The organism is Dellaglioa sp. CoH-56-MRSF-14 (genome assembly GCF_056782115.1).
Window position 1 is genome coordinate 49,527 of sequence record NZ_JBXAYB010000005.1, and the last position, 16,591, is coordinate 66,117.

The 16,591-nt window shown below is 36.4% G+C and carries 13 protein-coding genes; 11 read left to right on the forward strand and 2 right to left on the reverse strand.

Annotated features, from left to right (window positions below; translation table 11 throughout):
* Positions 1 to 74: 74 nt before the first annotated feature.
* From AC1RPX_RS06325 to AC1RPX_RS06335, 3 genes are all read left to right on the forward strand, one after another.
* Positions 75 to 2,498 (forward strand): hypothetical protein, encoded by a 2,424-nt coding sequence (locus AC1RPX_RS06325; RefSeq protein ID WP_481761761.1) that lies wholly within the window; start codon positions 75 to 77, stop codon positions 2,496 to 2,498.
* Positions 2,499 to 2,549: 51 nt separating this feature from the next.
* Complete coding sequence (locus AC1RPX_RS06330) at positions 2,550 to 4,649, forward strand: L-type lectin-domain containing protein (protein WP_481761760.1); 2,100 nt, start codon at positions 2,550 to 2,552, stop codon at positions 4,647 to 4,649.
* A gap of 115 nt (positions 4,650 to 4,764) precedes the next feature.
* Positions 4,765 to 5,478 (forward strand): hypothetical protein, encoded by a 714-nt coding sequence (locus AC1RPX_RS06335; protein WP_481761759.1) that lies wholly within the window; start codon positions 4,765 to 4,767, stop codon positions 5,476 to 5,478.
* Between the two features lie 35 nt (positions 5,479 to 5,513).
* Here the strand turns inward: AC1RPX_RS06335 and AC1RPX_RS06340 are convergent, their stop codons facing one another.
* The gene (locus tag AC1RPX_RS06340) at positions 5,514 to 6,347 is read right to left on the reverse strand and encodes an undecaprenyl-diphosphate phosphatase (protein WP_481761758.1); all 834 of its coding nucleotides are present in this window, start codon (positions 6,345 to 6,347) and stop codon (positions 5,514 to 5,516) included.
* Positions 6,348 to 6,487: 140 nt separating this feature from the next.
* Positions 6,488 to 7,927, reverse strand: coding sequence for an amino acid permease (locus AC1RPX_RS06345; protein ID WP_481761757.1), 1,440 nt, complete (start codon positions 7,925 to 7,927; stop codon positions 6,488 to 6,490).
* Positions 7,928 to 8,183: 256 nt separating this feature from the next.
* On the opposite strand from AC1RPX_RS06345, the gene AC1RPX_RS06350 reads away from it, so the two are divergent.
* The 8 genes from AC1RPX_RS06350 (at position 8,184) to AC1RPX_RS06385 (ending at position 16,581) form a co-directional block, all read left to right on the forward strand.
* Positions 8,184 to 9,740 (forward strand): hypothetical protein, encoded by a 1,557-nt coding sequence (locus AC1RPX_RS06350; protein ID WP_481761756.1) that lies wholly within the window; start codon positions 8,184 to 8,186, stop codon positions 9,738 to 9,740.
* A gap of 200 nt (positions 9,741 to 9,940) precedes the next feature.
* Positions 9,941 to 10,573 (forward strand): WxL domain-containing protein, encoded by a 633-nt coding sequence (locus AC1RPX_RS06355; RefSeq protein WP_481761755.1) that lies wholly within the window; start codon positions 9,941 to 9,943, stop codon positions 10,571 to 10,573.
* 49 nt (positions 10,574 to 10,622) lie between these two features.
* The gene (locus tag AC1RPX_RS06360) at positions 10,623 to 11,339 is read left to right on the forward strand and encodes a WxL domain-containing protein (protein ID WP_481761754.1); all 717 of its coding nucleotides are present in this window, start codon (positions 10,623 to 10,625) and stop codon (positions 11,337 to 11,339) included.
* A gap of 30 nt (positions 11,340 to 11,369) precedes the next feature.
* The gene (locus tag AC1RPX_RS06365; RefSeq protein ID WP_481761753.1) at positions 11,370 to 12,047 is read left to right on the forward strand and encodes a WxL domain-containing protein; all 678 of its coding nucleotides are present in this window, start codon (positions 11,370 to 11,372) and stop codon (positions 12,045 to 12,047) included.
* 41 nt (positions 12,048 to 12,088) lie between these two features.
* A complete protein-coding gene (locus AC1RPX_RS06370; protein ID WP_481761752.1) occupies positions 12,089 to 12,760 on the forward strand; it encodes a WxL domain-containing protein in 672 nt (223 codons plus the stop codon).
* Between the two features lie 93 nt (positions 12,761 to 12,853).
* Positions 12,854 to 13,195, forward strand: a complete 342-nt coding sequence (locus tag AC1RPX_RS06375) for an LPXTG cell wall anchor domain-containing protein (protein ID WP_481761751.1) — start codon at positions 12,854 to 12,856, stop codon at positions 13,193 to 13,195.
* 134 nt (positions 13,196 to 13,329) lie between these two features.
* Positions 13,330 to 13,932, forward strand: a complete 603-nt coding sequence (locus AC1RPX_RS06380; RefSeq protein ID WP_481761750.1) for a pentapeptide repeat-containing protein — start codon at positions 13,330 to 13,332, stop codon at positions 13,930 to 13,932.
* A 213-nt stretch (positions 13,933 to 14,145) separates the two neighbouring features.
* Entirely contained in the window at positions 14,146 to 16,581 is a 2,436-nt protein-coding gene (locus tag AC1RPX_RS06385) for a hypothetical protein (protein ID WP_481761749.1), read from the forward strand.
* Positions 16,582 to 16,591 lie beyond the last annotated feature (10 nt).

Here is a 16,591-nt window from a genome sequence, read left to right on the forward strand (position 1 = left end):
TTTTTTTTTGTCTGTATCATGCTATCATATTAGTTATTATAGATGAACTTTGGGGAAAATAGGTGGGGGCCAACATGAAAATTAATAATAAATTAAAATTAACACTACTAACTTTTGGGTTATTCTTTTTAGTTAATGTAACAAGTATCAAGGCAGATGCGGATTATGATTCTGCAAAAGCATCAGCACCTCGAGCAATTTTAATGACAAATTTATTCCAGACGGGTACTGGTGCTGGAGTAGTAGCAACTAGTGGTATGGTCGAATTAACCGATACCAATAAAGATCCTAATTCGACTAATCTGGCTGCTAAAACGATGGTTAAAATTACGGATGCTAAGAATCAAAAAGCAGCAATTTGGTCAACAGACGAAAATTCATTTGATATTAATACAAGTAGTAAAGCTTCTATGTGGATTTATTTTGGTAGCAAAACGAATACTGCTGGGGATGGGATGGCACTTGTTTTTCAAAATGATGCAAAAGGAAATGCTGCTATTGCAACTAAAGCAGGTGAAACGTTAGGTGTTTGGGGAGACGATTCAGTGGGTACGGGATCCCCCAATAATACTGCTAGAGGCGCTATTCAAAATAGTTGGGCGCTAGAATTTGATACTCATTTGAATAATGGTAATAGTTCAGGAAACGGATTTGATTTAGATCCTAGTTTAGCACCTAACCATATTGGTAGTGGGTATCCAGCTGTTGAGGCAACATACACGGATAATCATACAATCTCTTCTTCAGTTAAACTAAATCATTTAGGCCTTATTAATTATAATGGGTTCTTATCAAATCGGGCATGGCATCATGTGACAATTGATTATAAATCAGTGAGTGCGAGTGCTGGGTCAATGACATATACGATTGATGATAAAAAACCAATTTCAGGAACAGAAGACTTGGATCCTACTGAAGATACAAGTCAGACAGGGCAGACGGCAAGTGTTCCAATTGATAAATCGAAATTTAATTCTACAACGGGTAAAATCCGTTGGGGATTTACAGGGTCAACGGGTGACTCTTTTGAAAATAACTTAGTTATGTTTGAAACTGTACCAGGTCTTGTTAATGCGACTGCGGTACAAACTATGACGGATATTACACAAAATAACAAGGATGTCTCGGCTAATGGAGAAGTAAAAGCTGGAGATAAAGTAAAATTCAACACTACCGTAACTTACGATAGTGGAAAACAATCGTGGACAGGCATAGGTGGATATTTAAAATACCCGGCTAATAATATAAAATGGACTGGGTATGAAATACCTAACGATTTTGGTACAGGAAAATTTCCTAGTAATATCTATGGAAGTGACCCTGCTGGGTTATCCGGCGCGCAAATACCTGAATTATCTACACCTGGACAAAGTTCACATATTTCATTTATCGGTGAAGTAATGCCAGTTGAAGTGGATACACCAGTGACTGTTTCAGCAGGTCAATTCATCGGAAGCAATGCAATGATTGATTCTAATCCTATTAGCTATACGATTAAAGCATCACCAAAAACAGCCTTAACGATTGATGGCCTTAAAGATATTGATATTAATTATGGAACGGATGCGACGATTAGTGGAACGGTAAAATCTAGTTTAGGTGGAACTTTTGCTAAAGGAACAACGGCCAGTGTGACACTTAATGAGGATACAACACCTATTAAGGGTGATGTCGCAACGGATGGTACATTTAACGTAACGATTCCAAAGGACAAACTAACCACTGGCGAATATTCTTATAATGTTCAAGTAACAGATCCAGATGGTAATACGACGCAAAAATATACACAAAAAATTAATATTAAACCCGTTTTAACTTTAAATGATAATAAAGGAACCGTTGTAGCGCCATATACATTGATTTTCCAAGTAGCTGATAATAGTGCAGCGTTAACAACGTACTATAAAGAAGGAAGTACTGGAACACCTGTTGAATTAGAAAAATATACAAATACTAAACCAGGTTCGACACAAGATCATAGTGTAGCACTAGATACAACTAAGTTTGCCATTGGAACGCACGAGTTAACTATTTATTCGGTTGATTCTGAAGGAAACATTTCTAATAACCAAACAATCTCTGTTGTCGTAGGATTGTTGAGTATTTCATCAGATGATTCAATTAATTTTAATAATAAAATACCAGCGAAAAGAAGTATTTTAAACCGTGCTTCAAGCTATATGCTTAAGTTAGAAACGTCAGCAGCTAAAAACTGGACATTGTCTGTGACTGCAGGACCACTAACTGCAGCAAGTGATAAAAGTACTTTAAAGCATTCAACTATTGGGTTTCGTAATTCAAATCAGGAAAACACGTTACCGCTTTCTCCAACGTATGGTACAATAGTGTCTACAGGAGTAGGTCAAGCAACTACGGTTGAAAAAAGTTGGTCAGCAGATTCTGGAATTGTATTGGATGTTGAACCAAGTGAAATTAAAGTAGCTGAAACCTATAGTTCTGAATTAGATTGGACGCTAACGAATGTACCAAATAATTAATAATAAACTTAATTGTCGGTTAAATTCAAATGTCCGGGGGGAGATAGGATTATGACAATATTACGGCTGAAAGCTGTACTTTTTACAGGTGTGTTAGTGACATTAGGGCTTAGCTCTACAGGTGTTAATGCTGATGATTATTCTAACGCAGTGGCATCGGCACCAGACGCATTAGTATCAAATGGACTTTTGACACCTGGAACAACAGGAACACAAAATAATGCAAAAATTGTAACATTCGATGCTAGTGGTAATGTTGTTTCTGAAACAGCAGATAACGCAGATAAATCAATTATAAAAATTACGGATGCAACTAACCAAGTGGGATCTGCCTGGTCTACAGCAAACAATAAATTTAATCTTAATAAAAATAATAAAATGTCAATGTGGATGTATTTCGGTAATCAGGGTGCTAATTCTGGTGATGGGATGGCTTTTGTTTTACAAAATGATAGCCGTGGTCTCAGTGCTATTTCTGGTGGAGGCGAATCATTAGGTGTTTGGGGTGTTGATAAAGGTGGATCAGAATCTACCGTTGCAGGAACAGCTATTAAAAATTCATGGGCGTTAGAATTTGATACACATAAAAATAGTGAGGCAAGCAAGGGTAACGGATTTGATAATTTAAACACTATCCAAGACAATCATCTGGCAAGCAATTATCCTAATCAAAGGGCTACTTATGAACAAAATGGTTTTTTAAGTAAGTATAATAAATTAACTCATGATGGACTACTTGCTGTCGCTGACTTATCTAATGGAAGATGGTGGCATGTGTCAATTGATTATAAATCAACGTCTACAACTGCCGGCTCAATGACCTATACTATTGGAGATAAAGTCCCCGGTACGGGTGATGTATTAGGTGGTGGTCTTGCAAAGACAGTTCCAATTGATAAAAGTAAATTTGCGAGCACTGATGGTCAAGTGACTTGGGGATTTACGGGCGCAACAGGCGGTAACTGGGAAACAAATTTAGTGATGTTTGAAGAAATATCTGATTTAGTTTCTGTTACGGCGACGCAAAAAGTGACAGATACTACCCAGAACAATAAGGACATTACCGCATCAGGAATTGCTAACAGCGGGGATAAACTTAATCTTCAAACAACTTTGAAATACAATGATGGAAAGCAAGATTGGAAAAAAATCGTTGCTTCGTTAAAAACGCCTAATGCTGTGACGTTAGACAAAGAAGGTATCATTAAATACGCCGATGGAACAACGCAAACATTTGATACAACAACTAAAGATGGTGTCATTACATCAAGTCTAAATAAAAACTTATCAAAAAGTAATGATACAGCAACGATCAGTATGAATGGGACAGCTAAAATTGTTGCTACAGATACCAAAGTAACAAGTCCAATTAGTACATTTAATGGTCAAAATACGATAGTAAGATCTCAGCTAGCTACGTTTACCATTAAGGCATTAAAGCAGAAGATGACACTTTCAGGATTGCTTGATAAAACAATTGATAGTGGTCAGTCGATTAAAGTTACGAGTAACGTTAAAACAGATACACTAATGGAAAATGATAACGTTACGATAACAACGATGCTGAATGGTAAAGCCTTTAGTGATAAATCAATGCTATTCAATAAGTTGGGTAGCATTGACTACGCTGAAGTGCTGCCTGCAGATAAGTTAAACGTTGGAAAAAATACTTATACGGTAAGTGTTGAAGATCAATATGGTAATTCAGTAACGGGTCAAGAAATTATCACTGTTAATGATCCAGGTGTTTTAGAAATAGCATCGGTAACGGGTGCATTAAATTTTGGACAAAGTGATATTCCAATACCCAACGAAGAAACAACCTATAGCCCTGTAGAAGAATTAAGTATACAGGTAGTTGCATCGGTACCAGGTACATGGAATTTAAAGCTGACTGGAACTGATGTTGTTGGAGCCAGCGGCACTGTGCTAAAAGATGCATTAATTTACAAAGAAAAAGCGACAGATATTGGGACACCTTTAAAAGACCATTCGATAGATATTGCGGGTGGGAACTCATCTCCTAACCAGATAACTAAAACGTGGGCAAAAGATACGGGAATTCTATTGCGTGTTAAACCTAGCGAGGTTAGAAGTGAAGAATATGATGCTTCAGTGCAATGGAATTTGAGTAATGTACCAACTAAATAAGTAGTATTAGTGAAAAAGGATAACAAAAGTTATCCTTTTTTTATTTATGTTTTGCAATTATTGCCATCTAGGATATTATGGACTATGTAGAGAGAATACGGAGGATAGATAACTAATGAAAATGACCGTTGAACAATTCATGTCCGCTATTGAGTTAGAGGCGTACACAAAGATTTTTTATACTGCCACACCAGAAGATGTCCAAGCGATTGGTGTACCAGAATTATTCGCTAAGTGTTATGCTGATTTAGAAAACAATGTACGGGATGGTAAGCTTGTAGAAGTTCAATTGATGATTGAATATCCTGAAGGTACCGCAATTTTTACACTTGAAGCAAATATCCTTAATTTACCATACAAATATTATAAAAAGTTACCCAGCTTCTTTAATGAAGTAACAGATGAAGCAGAAGTTAATGTCTATCTGATTGTTGAGTCACCAATTCTGAACGCATCTAAATTAAGAATCGATGAAATTACATCTGTGACTAATTATTTAGAAAACCCCAGTGATCATAATATGACAAGCACAACTATGATTGCTGAAAAGATAGCTTTCCTTGAAAATCCACCTATTATTGAAGAAAAAGAACCAGTTGTCGTTGAAAAGAAAAAGAAAGCTCCAGCTAAGAAAAAACCAGCTGTTAAAAAGAAACCAGCAGTTAAAAAGACGACGGCTACAAAAAAAGCGACAACAAAGAAAAAAACGACAACTGTAAAGGCGGCAGCCAAGAAAAAGCCCGTGGCCAAAAAGGTACCCGCTAAAAAGAAACCGGCTGTAAAGAAAGTAACTACTAAGAAAAAAGCACCAGCCAAGAAAACTAAATAAAAAAACGCCGATATTATCGGCGTTTTTTTGTCTAATTATTTAATGAAGAAATAGTAAACGAGTAGCAAGGCACCTAAAATAATACGGTACCAACCAAATGGTTTGAAATCTTTCGACTTGATGTAACCCATCAAGAATTTGATTGCAACAATTGAAACTAAGAATGCGACTACACAACCAAGTAATAAGACGGCTGTTTGATCACCGGTAAAGCTATAACCATTATGGAAGTATTTAACTAATTTGAGTAGACTGGCACCGAACATAACTGGAATTGATAAGAAAAATGAAAATTCAGCAGCAATGAATCGAGAAGTCCCTAATAAAATGGCACCTAAAATAGTTGCACCAGAACGTGATGTTCCGGGAATTAAAGCAAGAACTTGGAAAACACCGATTAGTAACGCTGTTTTGTAAGTAACTTGATTGAATGATGTAATAGAAGGAACAGCATCGGCTTTTTTGTTTTCAATAATAATGAATAAAACACCATAAATAATTAACATTAAGGCAACAACTGGGAAATTATATAATTTCGCATTTAACCAGTCATCAGCAACTAACCCAATCACAGCAGCTGGAAGTACAGCTACAATGACTTTACTCCATAGAGACCACGTATCTCTTTTTTCTAATTGCGATTTTTTTGGAGAAAAAGGATTTAATTTATGGAAATACAACACACAAACTGCTAGGATAGCGCCCAGTTGGATAACAACGAAGAACATTTCCATGAAAGCAGCATTTTCTTTTAGTTGTAAAAATTCGTCAACTAAAATCATATGTCCCGTTGAACTAATAGGAAGCCATTCTGTAATTCCTTCGACAACTCCCAAAATAATAACTTTTAACATAACAATAATATTCATACAAATAGATTCCTTCCAAAATTTTATTTAACTGCTCTAGTATACCTAATATGAAAATTAAAAACCATAAAATTAAATAAACCTTATGCTTTTAGGCATAAGGTTTATTTGTGAATATAAGATTTTAGTTAAGATTAATTTTATAGGGCTTTTTTGTTACCGCGACGTGCAATTGCAGGGAGGATTAAACCTAATGCAACTAAGACAAGTGGTGTGACAATATTAAGTGTTAATTGGAACAAGTAGTTAGAAGGGCTATCTGAGTAGTTTAATTTAGGAACAACTCCTAGGATACAAGCGAATGCAGTGAATAAGAAACACCAAGCACCAACAATGTAACCAACGACAGGATTCTTAACAAACTTGTAACCGGCTTTGAAATTCTTCAATTGTTTGTTTAATAGCATGTAAGCGAAGAATACCCAGAGATAACGCATAGGCATGACAACCGCATTTAGGTTCAATAACCATTTGTATAATGCGTTCATGTTACCAATCCCGATTGCAGGAATGATAATTAAAATACTAACTAAAACACCAGTCATGGCATAACCATTAACGGGAGTTCCTTTTTTATTAAGTTTTGACAAGCTTTTAGGAATGAAGTTTGGATCAGCATCACCTAAAAGAATTTTTAATGGTGCATCAATTGAGAAAGCAAGCGCTGAAATTTGAGCCATCGCATTGGCAATTGCGTATAGAATCATGAATAAATTACCTACGTGATAGAAACTACCAAGACGTAAGAAACCTTCGTAAGGACCATTTGTGATTAAATCATCAGGGATGTTAGTTCCGTTAAATAAGAATCCCATAGCGAACGAACCTAAAATAGCACAGATGGCAACCATTGCGGCCAATGCTAACATTCCTTTTGGAAATTCTTTAGCTGAGTTTTTTGTTTTATTAACATAGGGAGAAATCTTTTCAGCACCACCAACAGCGAAAACTAACATTGAAATCGTTGTGAAGTAGGCGAAGTTAAAGTTAGGTAGATATGATTTAATGGCACCCATATCAGGTGTTTGAATTTTAGCATGCGTCATGAATGGCGCTGAAACTGCCAACAAGATGAATAATAATGACATAACGAACATTGCTGTTCCGGCAACACTACCAATTCGACTTAAAGTAGCAAGTCCCTTTGAGGCAATCCATAAGAAGAAAATGAAAATGACTAAGCCCATAAGTGAAACGGTCATAGCAGAAGTTTCATTAACGAAATTTCCGTTACCTTTGAATAACCAACTAAAGGCAATTAAAATACCTTGTGGTTTTTGTGCTAGGTAAGGAATATGTACGACCCAATAAGTCCAAGCTGCATAGTAGGCAAGTCTCTTGGTTGAAGTTTCTTTCACCCATGAAGACACACCACCGCTGGCATCTTTAAATGTTGAGCCTAATTGACCAACAATTAAAGTATAAGGAACAAAGTAAAAAATCATGATTAAAATCCAAGATGTAATAACAGTGAGTCCTTGGTTAGCAAAGTTGTTAAAGACATTTGCAAGTCCCCAAACGGAAACGAATGCAATTAAAGCAACGTTATACCAACGTAATGTTTTTTCTGATTCTAGCAAAATAATAGCCTCCATATGGATAAAATATTTTATGATACTGGTGCAGTGATAGCTATGGTTAAGTATAAAGAAAAATGAAATAAAGTACAATCAAATTTTGTGATACATACTATAAGAAGTAAATATAATTATGATTAAAATGTCAAAAAAACACATCTAGGTCGCAAATGTTGAATGTTGTCTACCGAATATAGATGATATTATAACGGTAATTGGTTAACGACATAAACTAAAAAGAGAATCCTGGGGGATTATTATGAAACCAAAAAATAGAATTGTGATAGGTAGTTTGTGTGCGATGATGTTGTTCGGGGGAACAGCGTTGAATGAAACTATATCAGCAAGTGAACAAGAAGAAGCAACTAGTTCAAGTATTGCGACTATAAAAGAGCAAACTTTAGAAAATGTATTAAGTGAATCAACAGAATCAAATAAGGCAGATTCTAGTAGCTCAAGTAGTAGTGTATCTGATGAAAAAATAGATTCAGAAGTTGATACGACAAATGCAACAAGTTCAGAATCAGCGTCGTCTACACTATCTAGTGAAAAACTAGATAGTCAAAAAGACGAAAAGAAACAAGTAGAACAGGCTAAAAAACAAAGTAGCACAACACGTACGTTATTTGATGATTATAAAAATGCAGAGATTGTAGGGATGTTTCTGGGTGGAAGTAAAAAAACGATTAGCATTGACGATGTACTTAGCAAAGAATCAACAATAATGCCTGCAGATGCAGCGTTAGCTGACCTATTTTATAGTCAGGATGATGCGGGTAATGGAAATAGCGTTGATGGCTCAGGAACACCAGAAGGATCACCTGGGTACTATCCTGCCGTATCTTTAGATAACTACGTATTCAATGTGCAAGTAACCAAACCAGATAGTACGGCAACAATTTACGCACCTTTTCATCCAACATCGTATGATCCAATAGAAACACTCATGCAAGCACCAGTTACAATTAAAAATTCTGATCTAGCAATTGGGGAAAATAAAGTTGAGCTTACAGCTACAAGAGTAATAGGTGGGGGAACTAGTTTTCCAACTAAGGGAACTATCATTGTAACCATACCAAATCCTAAGATTAAAGTAGATGCAATTGCAGGCGATAAATTAGACAGTACGACTAATACGGATATCCCAGTAGTTGATGTCGCAAGTACTGAGTACCCAGTGAGCTACACGGTGAATAGTGATCATGCAACGACCTTAACAACTCAAATTACAGATTCTTATGGTGATGTAGCACACACCAGTCAATATAAGGAGGAGTACGATAATAGTAAAACGCTAGGTAAAGATCATACTAATACGATTAAGATGACCGACTTGACGGTTAAACAACATACAATAACCGTCACAACAACGGATGATCAAGGTAATGCGACTGTTAAAAAATTCATCCTTAATGTTAAAAAACCAACTAAAACGTTAAAAATTAATAGCATTAATAATTTAAATTATGGAGATAAAATTAAAATACCAAATGAAAAAACCAATTTAACACCATTAATTGGTCTTAATGTGGACCTTTCAGCTGTGGATGCCGGTAACTGGGTGTTGACTGTAAAATCAACAGGATTAACTGATGATCCAGATGCTTTGGTCTTTAAAAGTGATGCCAATGCTACAGAGCAAATCATTAATGATGCTGGCATAACCGTTTTATCAGGTAATGGTGTAAATGATACAGGAAAGGAGTTTAACGATGATGGAACCGGTATTTTGTTAAAGGCAGATCCATCAAAGCTTAGAGCAACTGCCTATAAAGCAGACTTGAATTGGACATTATCAAGTGTCCCAGTAAAATAACGTCAAAAAATGACACCTAACACGTAAATGTTGGTCGTTTTAAATGAAATAATTTTGGTATTATAATTTTATAGAAAAGAATAACTAAATAAGAATTAAGTAATTATGACTGTCAAAAGAAAACACTTAACCATGAAATATTGACCGTTTTTAGGTCAAATATCGACTATAGTGAGTGTATACGAAAAATGGGGGAAACAATGATGAAAAAAACTTTATTAACAACAGTAATGATTAGTGGTGTGGTATTAGGTTTCGGAACAATAAGTAAGGTATCTGCAGCAGATACTGCTACATCAAAAGATACAACGGCAAGTGCCACGTTTACAGCTGGCGGAATAGATCCAACAGATCCTAATAGTGCATCATTGTCAATTACAAATGTCACAAGTAAAGTTGATTTTGGTAAAGAAGCAATTTCTGCAGCGAATACTACATTAAATTCAAATAGTGGTATTAATGTAAGTGTTAGTGATCTTCGTGGAACATTTGTTGGTTGGAGCGTTAAGGTTAGTGGTACACCATTTATGAGTGTTGTAGATACTGTTGCTGATCCTACAGCTAAATCTGTAGAACTAGAAGGTGCTACATTGTCACTCCCTGATGGTACTGCATCGAATAATATTGGTGACGTACCTGAGGTAACAGCAACAGCTACAGGCAACGTCTTAGATGGTGGTGCAACAATTAGTGCACCTGTTGACAAAGGTGCAGGGGAAACTACAACAAGTTATGCACAAAAGGGTATTAACTTAGGGGTTGTTGGTGGTACAGCACATGCTGCTGCATACTCAACAACATTAACTTGGACATTGACTGACGCTCCTGCTTAATTAGGTTAGAGTCGGGTGAAATATTAAAAAAATTTGGGGGAAATATATTATGAAAAAAAGTTTAACAAGTTCATTATTAGCAACAACAATTTTAGGTGCAGGTTTAGCAGTATCAAGTAACGTAAATGCTGCAGATACTGTCTTACCAGATAGTGCAACAACTGACGGTTCAGTAACATTTACACCAGGTACAGATCCAACAGACCCAGTTGACCCAACAGACCCAGTTGACCCAACAGATCCTGGTGATGGTGGTGGCGGTGAAACAGGACATGCTGGTCCTTTAGCAATTGTATATGCAACAAAGGCTGTAACATTTGGGATTCCAAAAGATGATGGAACTGGTTCTGTTAGCACTACTGTACCTGTTTCAGCAAGTAAACAAGACCTTAAAGGTAGTAACTTTATTTCTCTTCAAGTTGCCGATACTCGAGGAACAGATGCTGGTTGGACATTATCAGTTAAAGCAGATCAATTCAAAAGTACAAAGTCTGGCGAATTAGCTGGAGCTGTCTTAGCTTTAGGTAAAGGTGATAATACCTTAATTGGTACCGGTGCTACACCAACACCTGCATCAGCTGCTGCAGTTGCAGCGGTTACTGATGGTGGAACTGTCTTATCAGCTAAAACAGGCGAAGGTGCTGGTTTAAATGCAGATAAGATTCGTGCAGACAACATGACTTTGACAATTCCTGCAGGTTCAGCTAAAGCTGATACTTATGCAACAACGTTAAACTGGAGTCTTTCAGACGTACCAGCTGTTTAAATTAAATAACAAATTCGGGGGAAATAAATTATGAAAAACGTATTAACAAGTGCATTATTATCAGCAACAATCTTAGGTGCAGGCTTAGCAGTATCAGGTAGCGTAAACGCTGCTGATATGACACCTGCAACAACAACAACTGGTGTTCAATTTAAAGCTGGCGATGAAGGACAAGTTATCCCTCCAGTTGACCCAACAGATCCAACAAAACCAACAGAACCTGGGGATAACGGTAATACTGGTAACAGTGGTAATCTTGCTATTATCTATGCTACTAAAGCAATTAGTTTTGGTACTGAAAATGAAATTACGGCAAATACGGTTAACTTAACGTCTGATACAGATGTTGCAGTTGAAGTTGGTGATGTTCGTGGAACAAATGCTGGTTGGACTTTATCAGTAAGTTCTAAGCAATTAGCTAACGCTGATGAATCAGAAAAACTTGGCGGCGCTGCAATTAGTTTAGGCGCAGGTGCTGTTTCAGTTGGTAATGGTTCTACAGCTAACCATGCAGTGTCATCAGCAATTGCTGATACAACAACTTCTGGGGTTGTTCTTGGTGCTACAGCAGACGCTGGTGCAGGTATTAACGTTGATAACATTAAAAAAGAAAATGTTAAATTAACAATTCCAGCTGGCGTTGCTAAAGCAGATATCGCGTATGCTTCAACGTTAACATGGACTTTATCAGATACACCAGCTGTTTAATTATTTACAATAAAAAAGATAGAATTATGGGGGATTAGATTATGAAAAAAGGTTTAACAAGTGCATTATTAGCAGCAACAATTTTAGGTGCAGGTTTAGCAGTTTCAAGTCATGTAAATGCAGCAACACTTGCTCAAGGTGCATCAACTGATGCTAGTGTTTCGTTTAAGGCTGGCGATGAAGGACAAGTAATCCCTCCAGTTAACCCAACAAACCCAACAGACCCAACAGATCCTGGTGATGGTGGTGGAACTGGTAATAGTGGTAACCTTGCTATTGTCTACGCTACAAAAACAGTAGACTTTGGTTCAGATATTGAAATTCCTACAAAAGCATTGACTGTTAAATCAGCAAAAGATCTTGCTATTGAAGTTGGGGATGTTCGTGGAACAAATGCTGGTTGGGCACTTTCTGTTCAAGCTGACCAATTTAAGAGTGGTAGTGATGAATTAACTGGTGCTGTTCTTTCAACAGGCAAAGGTAAAGTAGTTGTTGCTGAAGCAACAACTGGAACAACTACAGCTGTTTCAAATGCTGTTACAGATTTAACAACAGCTGGCGTTGCTTTAAATGCTGTTAAAGATACTGGTAGTGGTGTTACTGTTGATACACTTGCAGCTGGAGACATTTCATTAACTGTCCCTGCTGGTGTTGCTAAAGCAGAAGCTTACTCAACAAAAATGAACTGGACACTTTCTGACGTACCTGCTTAAATAAGTTGTTTAAAAAGCATTATATGGTGGCAATCACTATATAATGCTTTTTAACAAGAATCTTTAAAGTATTCCTTGGGGGAGGTTAGTCTCATGAAGAAAAAGATTATGATTATAGCAATGTTACTTTTGGGAGTTGTCATGCTGAATACTAATCAAATGGTTAGTGCGGCAACAACCGAAGCCGGTTCTACGAATGTGACTATCGGTTTTAAAGAGAATACCAAAGTGACACAACCAACTAGTGTACCTGAAAGAAAAACGACTGTTAATCCTGAAAAAGACATAAAAGGCTCAGTATCATCTGTAGGTGGTATTTTACCACAGACAAATGAAGAAAAATCTGTGATGGTTGTCTTAGTAGGATTCGTTCTAATATTAGGAGCACTACTATTATTCTTTATTAAAAAGGATAAAAAAGAAAATAAAGGTTAAAGAAAAGATAAATCAGAATAATCTGATTTATCTTTTTTATTATCTTCTAACTAAAAAAGGTCTTAAGTATTTGTGAATAAATATGTTAAAATTTATAAATAGCGTTTTAAGTAAACATTTAGGAGTGAATTATTTTGGATAATCAAGTTGTTGAAGGACAAACCATTTCATTTGATGATATTAGATATGGATTAACTTACCATAATTGTACGATTGAGGCTTCTTTTGAGACAGTACGAGTTGATTCAGTCACTTTTGATCATTGTACCTTTGAACAAACTGACTTTGTGCGTAGCGAATGGTTAGATACTGTAATTGATCATTGTGAGTTTTTGAACGCAGAATTTAATGAAAGTTATTTTTTTAGAACTGAAATTAAAAGCTGTCGGATGATGGGGTGTGACTTTTCTAATCGTACTGTTTTTAAAGAAACGACATTTAGAGATTGTCAGTTAAGCTATTCTAATTTTAGTGTCGCTAATTTCCAAGAAGTTGAATTTAGACGTTGTGATTTAAAAGAAACCAGTTTTCAAGCGGTTGAAATCAAGAAGAAATTAACATTCCCTGAAAGTAATATTGAAGGTTGCGATTTTATTGAGACCAACATGAAGTCTGTGGATTTCTCTGAGAGTGAATTTGAAACAGTTATACTGGATCCTAAGCTGGTTCGTGGATTAACGATTAATGCTTACCAGGCAACAATTTTAGTTGCTTTATTAGGTATTAAATTGAAGTGAGCTTACAATATTGTAAGCTTACTTTTTTATTTAATGATACATTATAGCTGACGAATACTGGTATACCAATTGGCATACAGGATTAAATAACTATTACCTGAAAAGGACCCTAAAACCATCAAATAATGAGCGTTTATAAGAAATTTATGGATAATATTAATTCTATTTAAGCGTATACTATAAGTAATAAAGATAGAGAATGGGGTGCGGGTTATGGGGATTAATCATAAAAAAATAAATTTATTAGTGTTTGTTTTAGCGGCGACTTTCTTAGCTACTTTTTCAAGTGTGTCGGCAGAAACAGATTATAATTATGCAATACAGACCGCGCCAAGTGGGATCACTTTGAATGGTATATTTCAACGCGGAACTGGGGCTGGTGTATCTGAAGTTAGTAAAACAGTTAATTTAACGTCTGGAAATGTCATAACAACGGATGCAAATGCTGCTACAAAATCGGTCGTAACAATTACTGATAATAAAGATCAAAAGGCAGCTGTTTGGTCAACTGATGGTAATACATTCGATTTGAACAAAGATTCAACAGCGTCAATGTGGGTATATCTTGGTAATGGAGGCGCTGCAGCCGGAGATGGTATGGCATTAGTATTACAAAATGATGCTAAAGGAAATGCAGCTATTTCAACTGGTAGTGGTGAAACATTAGGTGTTTGGGCTAATGATATACTACCTGAGGGTATTTTTGGAACAACATCAGGTTATAGTGATGTTTCGAAACTAGTTAAAACAGGGATACAAAACAGTTGGGCGTTAGAGTTCGATACCTTTAATAATGGGGGTCAAACTTCCGGGAATAGCTTTGATTATACTGCTGTCACAGGTAATCACATAGCTAGTGGTTATCCTGCAGATACTAATAGTTATACACGGGATAGTAAAGACTCGGGTTTTTTTCCAATACACACCGCCTATTTTTACTATCAAAATCACCTTGGGTTAATTGATTACGGAGCAAATCTATCTAACGCGTTATGGCATCATTTGACGTTGAAATATTCTGCTGGAACGAGTACAACAGGCTCTATGACTTACACAATTGATGATAAAAATCCAAAAACAAATGTTATGACAACAGGTAAGAGCGCGACTGTGTCAATTGATAAGGCTAAATTCAATTCGAATGGCGCAGTTCGTTGGGGATTTACTGGATCAACGGGTGGTAGTTATGAAACTAACTTGATAATGTTTGAAAAAGTTCCAGGTTTAGTTGATGCAACTGCAACTCAGACAGTAACAGATACAACTCAAAAAAATAAAGATGTTACTAATGATGGTCTAGTACACTCTGGAGATTCATTAGATTTTGTAACAAATTTAAAATATTTAGGTGGTAAACAAGATTGGAAAACAATTAGTGCTGGCTTGAAGGTTCCCAATAATGTGACGTTAAAAACGGGAACAATTACTTATTCAGGGGCAGCAACGGACTCAGAAACCATTGATTTAACAAAGATGTCAAATGGGGCAATTGTTAAGGTCCTTAAGAATGATTTATCAACAGCTAAGTATTCAAGTGCAAAAGTAACACTTACAGGAACTGCTGACAAAGTTGCAGCCGATACAGTTGTTAATAGTCCAGTAAGTGAATTTTCTGGATCTAATGCGGTTATCCAATCAAATGCAGCCAAATTCACAATTGGAGGCACACGAACATTAACGATATCAGGAATTAATGACATCAAGGTTAATCAAAATGAAGCAGCAACTATTGCCGGAACAGTAGTTTCAAGTCTTGGGGGAACTTTCCCAGCAGGAACGACAACTGCAGCAATTAAAGTCAATGGTAGTTACTCAGTATCAGCTAACGTCGGAACAGACGGTAAATTTAGTGTTAGCGTTCCAAGTAGTCAATTAAAGGTTGGTAAAAACCCATATACTGTGATGGCAACTGATCAATATGGGAACCAAACAACGTCATATACGGCTGATATTATTGTGAACTCTAATAAACCAACGTTTACTTTAGATGATAGTGGTACAACAGTGAATGCGCCTTATTCTTTGAGTTACCATGAGTCTGATGATAGTGCAACCATTAAAACGTACTATCAAGAAGGGTCAAATGCACCTGTTTTAATGGAAACATATGATAACGTAAAAGCTGGTCAGGACCATTCTGGAACTTACAAATTACCAGATAACTTAGCAATTGGTAGTCATGTTTTAACTGTTTATGCTGTCGATACAGACGGTAATAAATCTGACGTGAAAACTATTACTGTCGTTGTTTCAGGTAAAATGGGACTAACAACTAACGGTAGTTTAAATTTTGGGACAACTAAAATTCCAGGAAAAACGACAATATTACCTCGTCAAACTGATTTTTCTGTAGCATTAGAAACATCATTACCTGGGACTTGGCAGTTGTCAGTTTCAGCAAGTGATCTTACTTCAGATAGTAATACAATTAAAGATGCGATTGTGTATCGAGCAACAGCCGGAGATAAGGCTCAAGTTTTAGGTTCGGCAAGTCTTGAAATTTTGTCAGGAACATCAACGACAAAAACGACAACCGTACCATGGGACAAAGATGCGGGTGTTTTGGTTAAAGCAGATCCAAGTGAAATCCATCGCGGTTCATATACAGCCCAGGTAAAATGGGTATTAAGTAACACACCACCTGCATAAAAAATAAAGG

Coding starts and splice junctions, on each gene's coding strand:
- AC1RPX_RS06325 (WP_481761761.1), top strand. CDS start 75: ATGAAAATTAATAATAAATTAAAATTAACACTACTAACTTTTGGGTTA.
- AC1RPX_RS06330 (WP_481761760.1), top strand. CDS start 2,550: ATGACAATATTACGGCTGAAAGCTGTACTTTTTACAGGTGTGTTAGTG.
- AC1RPX_RS06335 (WP_481761759.1), top strand. CDS start 4,765: ATGAAAATGACCGTTGAACAATTCATGTCCGCTATTGAGTTAGAGGCG.
- AC1RPX_RS06340 (WP_481761758.1), bottom strand. CDS start 6,347: ATGAATATTATTGTTATGTTAAAAGTTATTATTTTGGGAGTTGTCGAA.
- AC1RPX_RS06350 (WP_481761756.1), top strand. CDS start 8,184: ATGAAACCAAAAAATAGAATTGTGATAGGTAGTTTGTGTGCGATGATG.
- AC1RPX_RS06355 (WP_481761755.1), top strand. CDS start 9,941: ATGATGAAAAAAACTTTATTAACAACAGTAATGATTAGTGGTGTGGTA.
- AC1RPX_RS06360 (WP_481761754.1), top strand. CDS start 10,623: ATGAAAAAAAGTTTAACAAGTTCATTATTAGCAACAACAATTTTAGGT.
- AC1RPX_RS06365 (WP_481761753.1), top strand. CDS start 11,370: ATGAAAAACGTATTAACAAGTGCATTATTATCAGCAACAATCTTAGGT.
- AC1RPX_RS06370 (WP_481761752.1), top strand. CDS start 12,089: ATGAAAAAAGGTTTAACAAGTGCATTATTAGCAGCAACAATTTTAGGT.
- AC1RPX_RS06375 (WP_481761751.1), top strand. CDS start 12,854: ATGAAGAAAAAGATTATGATTATAGCAATGTTACTTTTGGGAGTTGTC.
- AC1RPX_RS06385 (WP_481761749.1), top strand. CDS start 14,146: ATGGGGATTAATCATAAAAAAATAAATTTATTAGTGTTTGTTTTAGCG.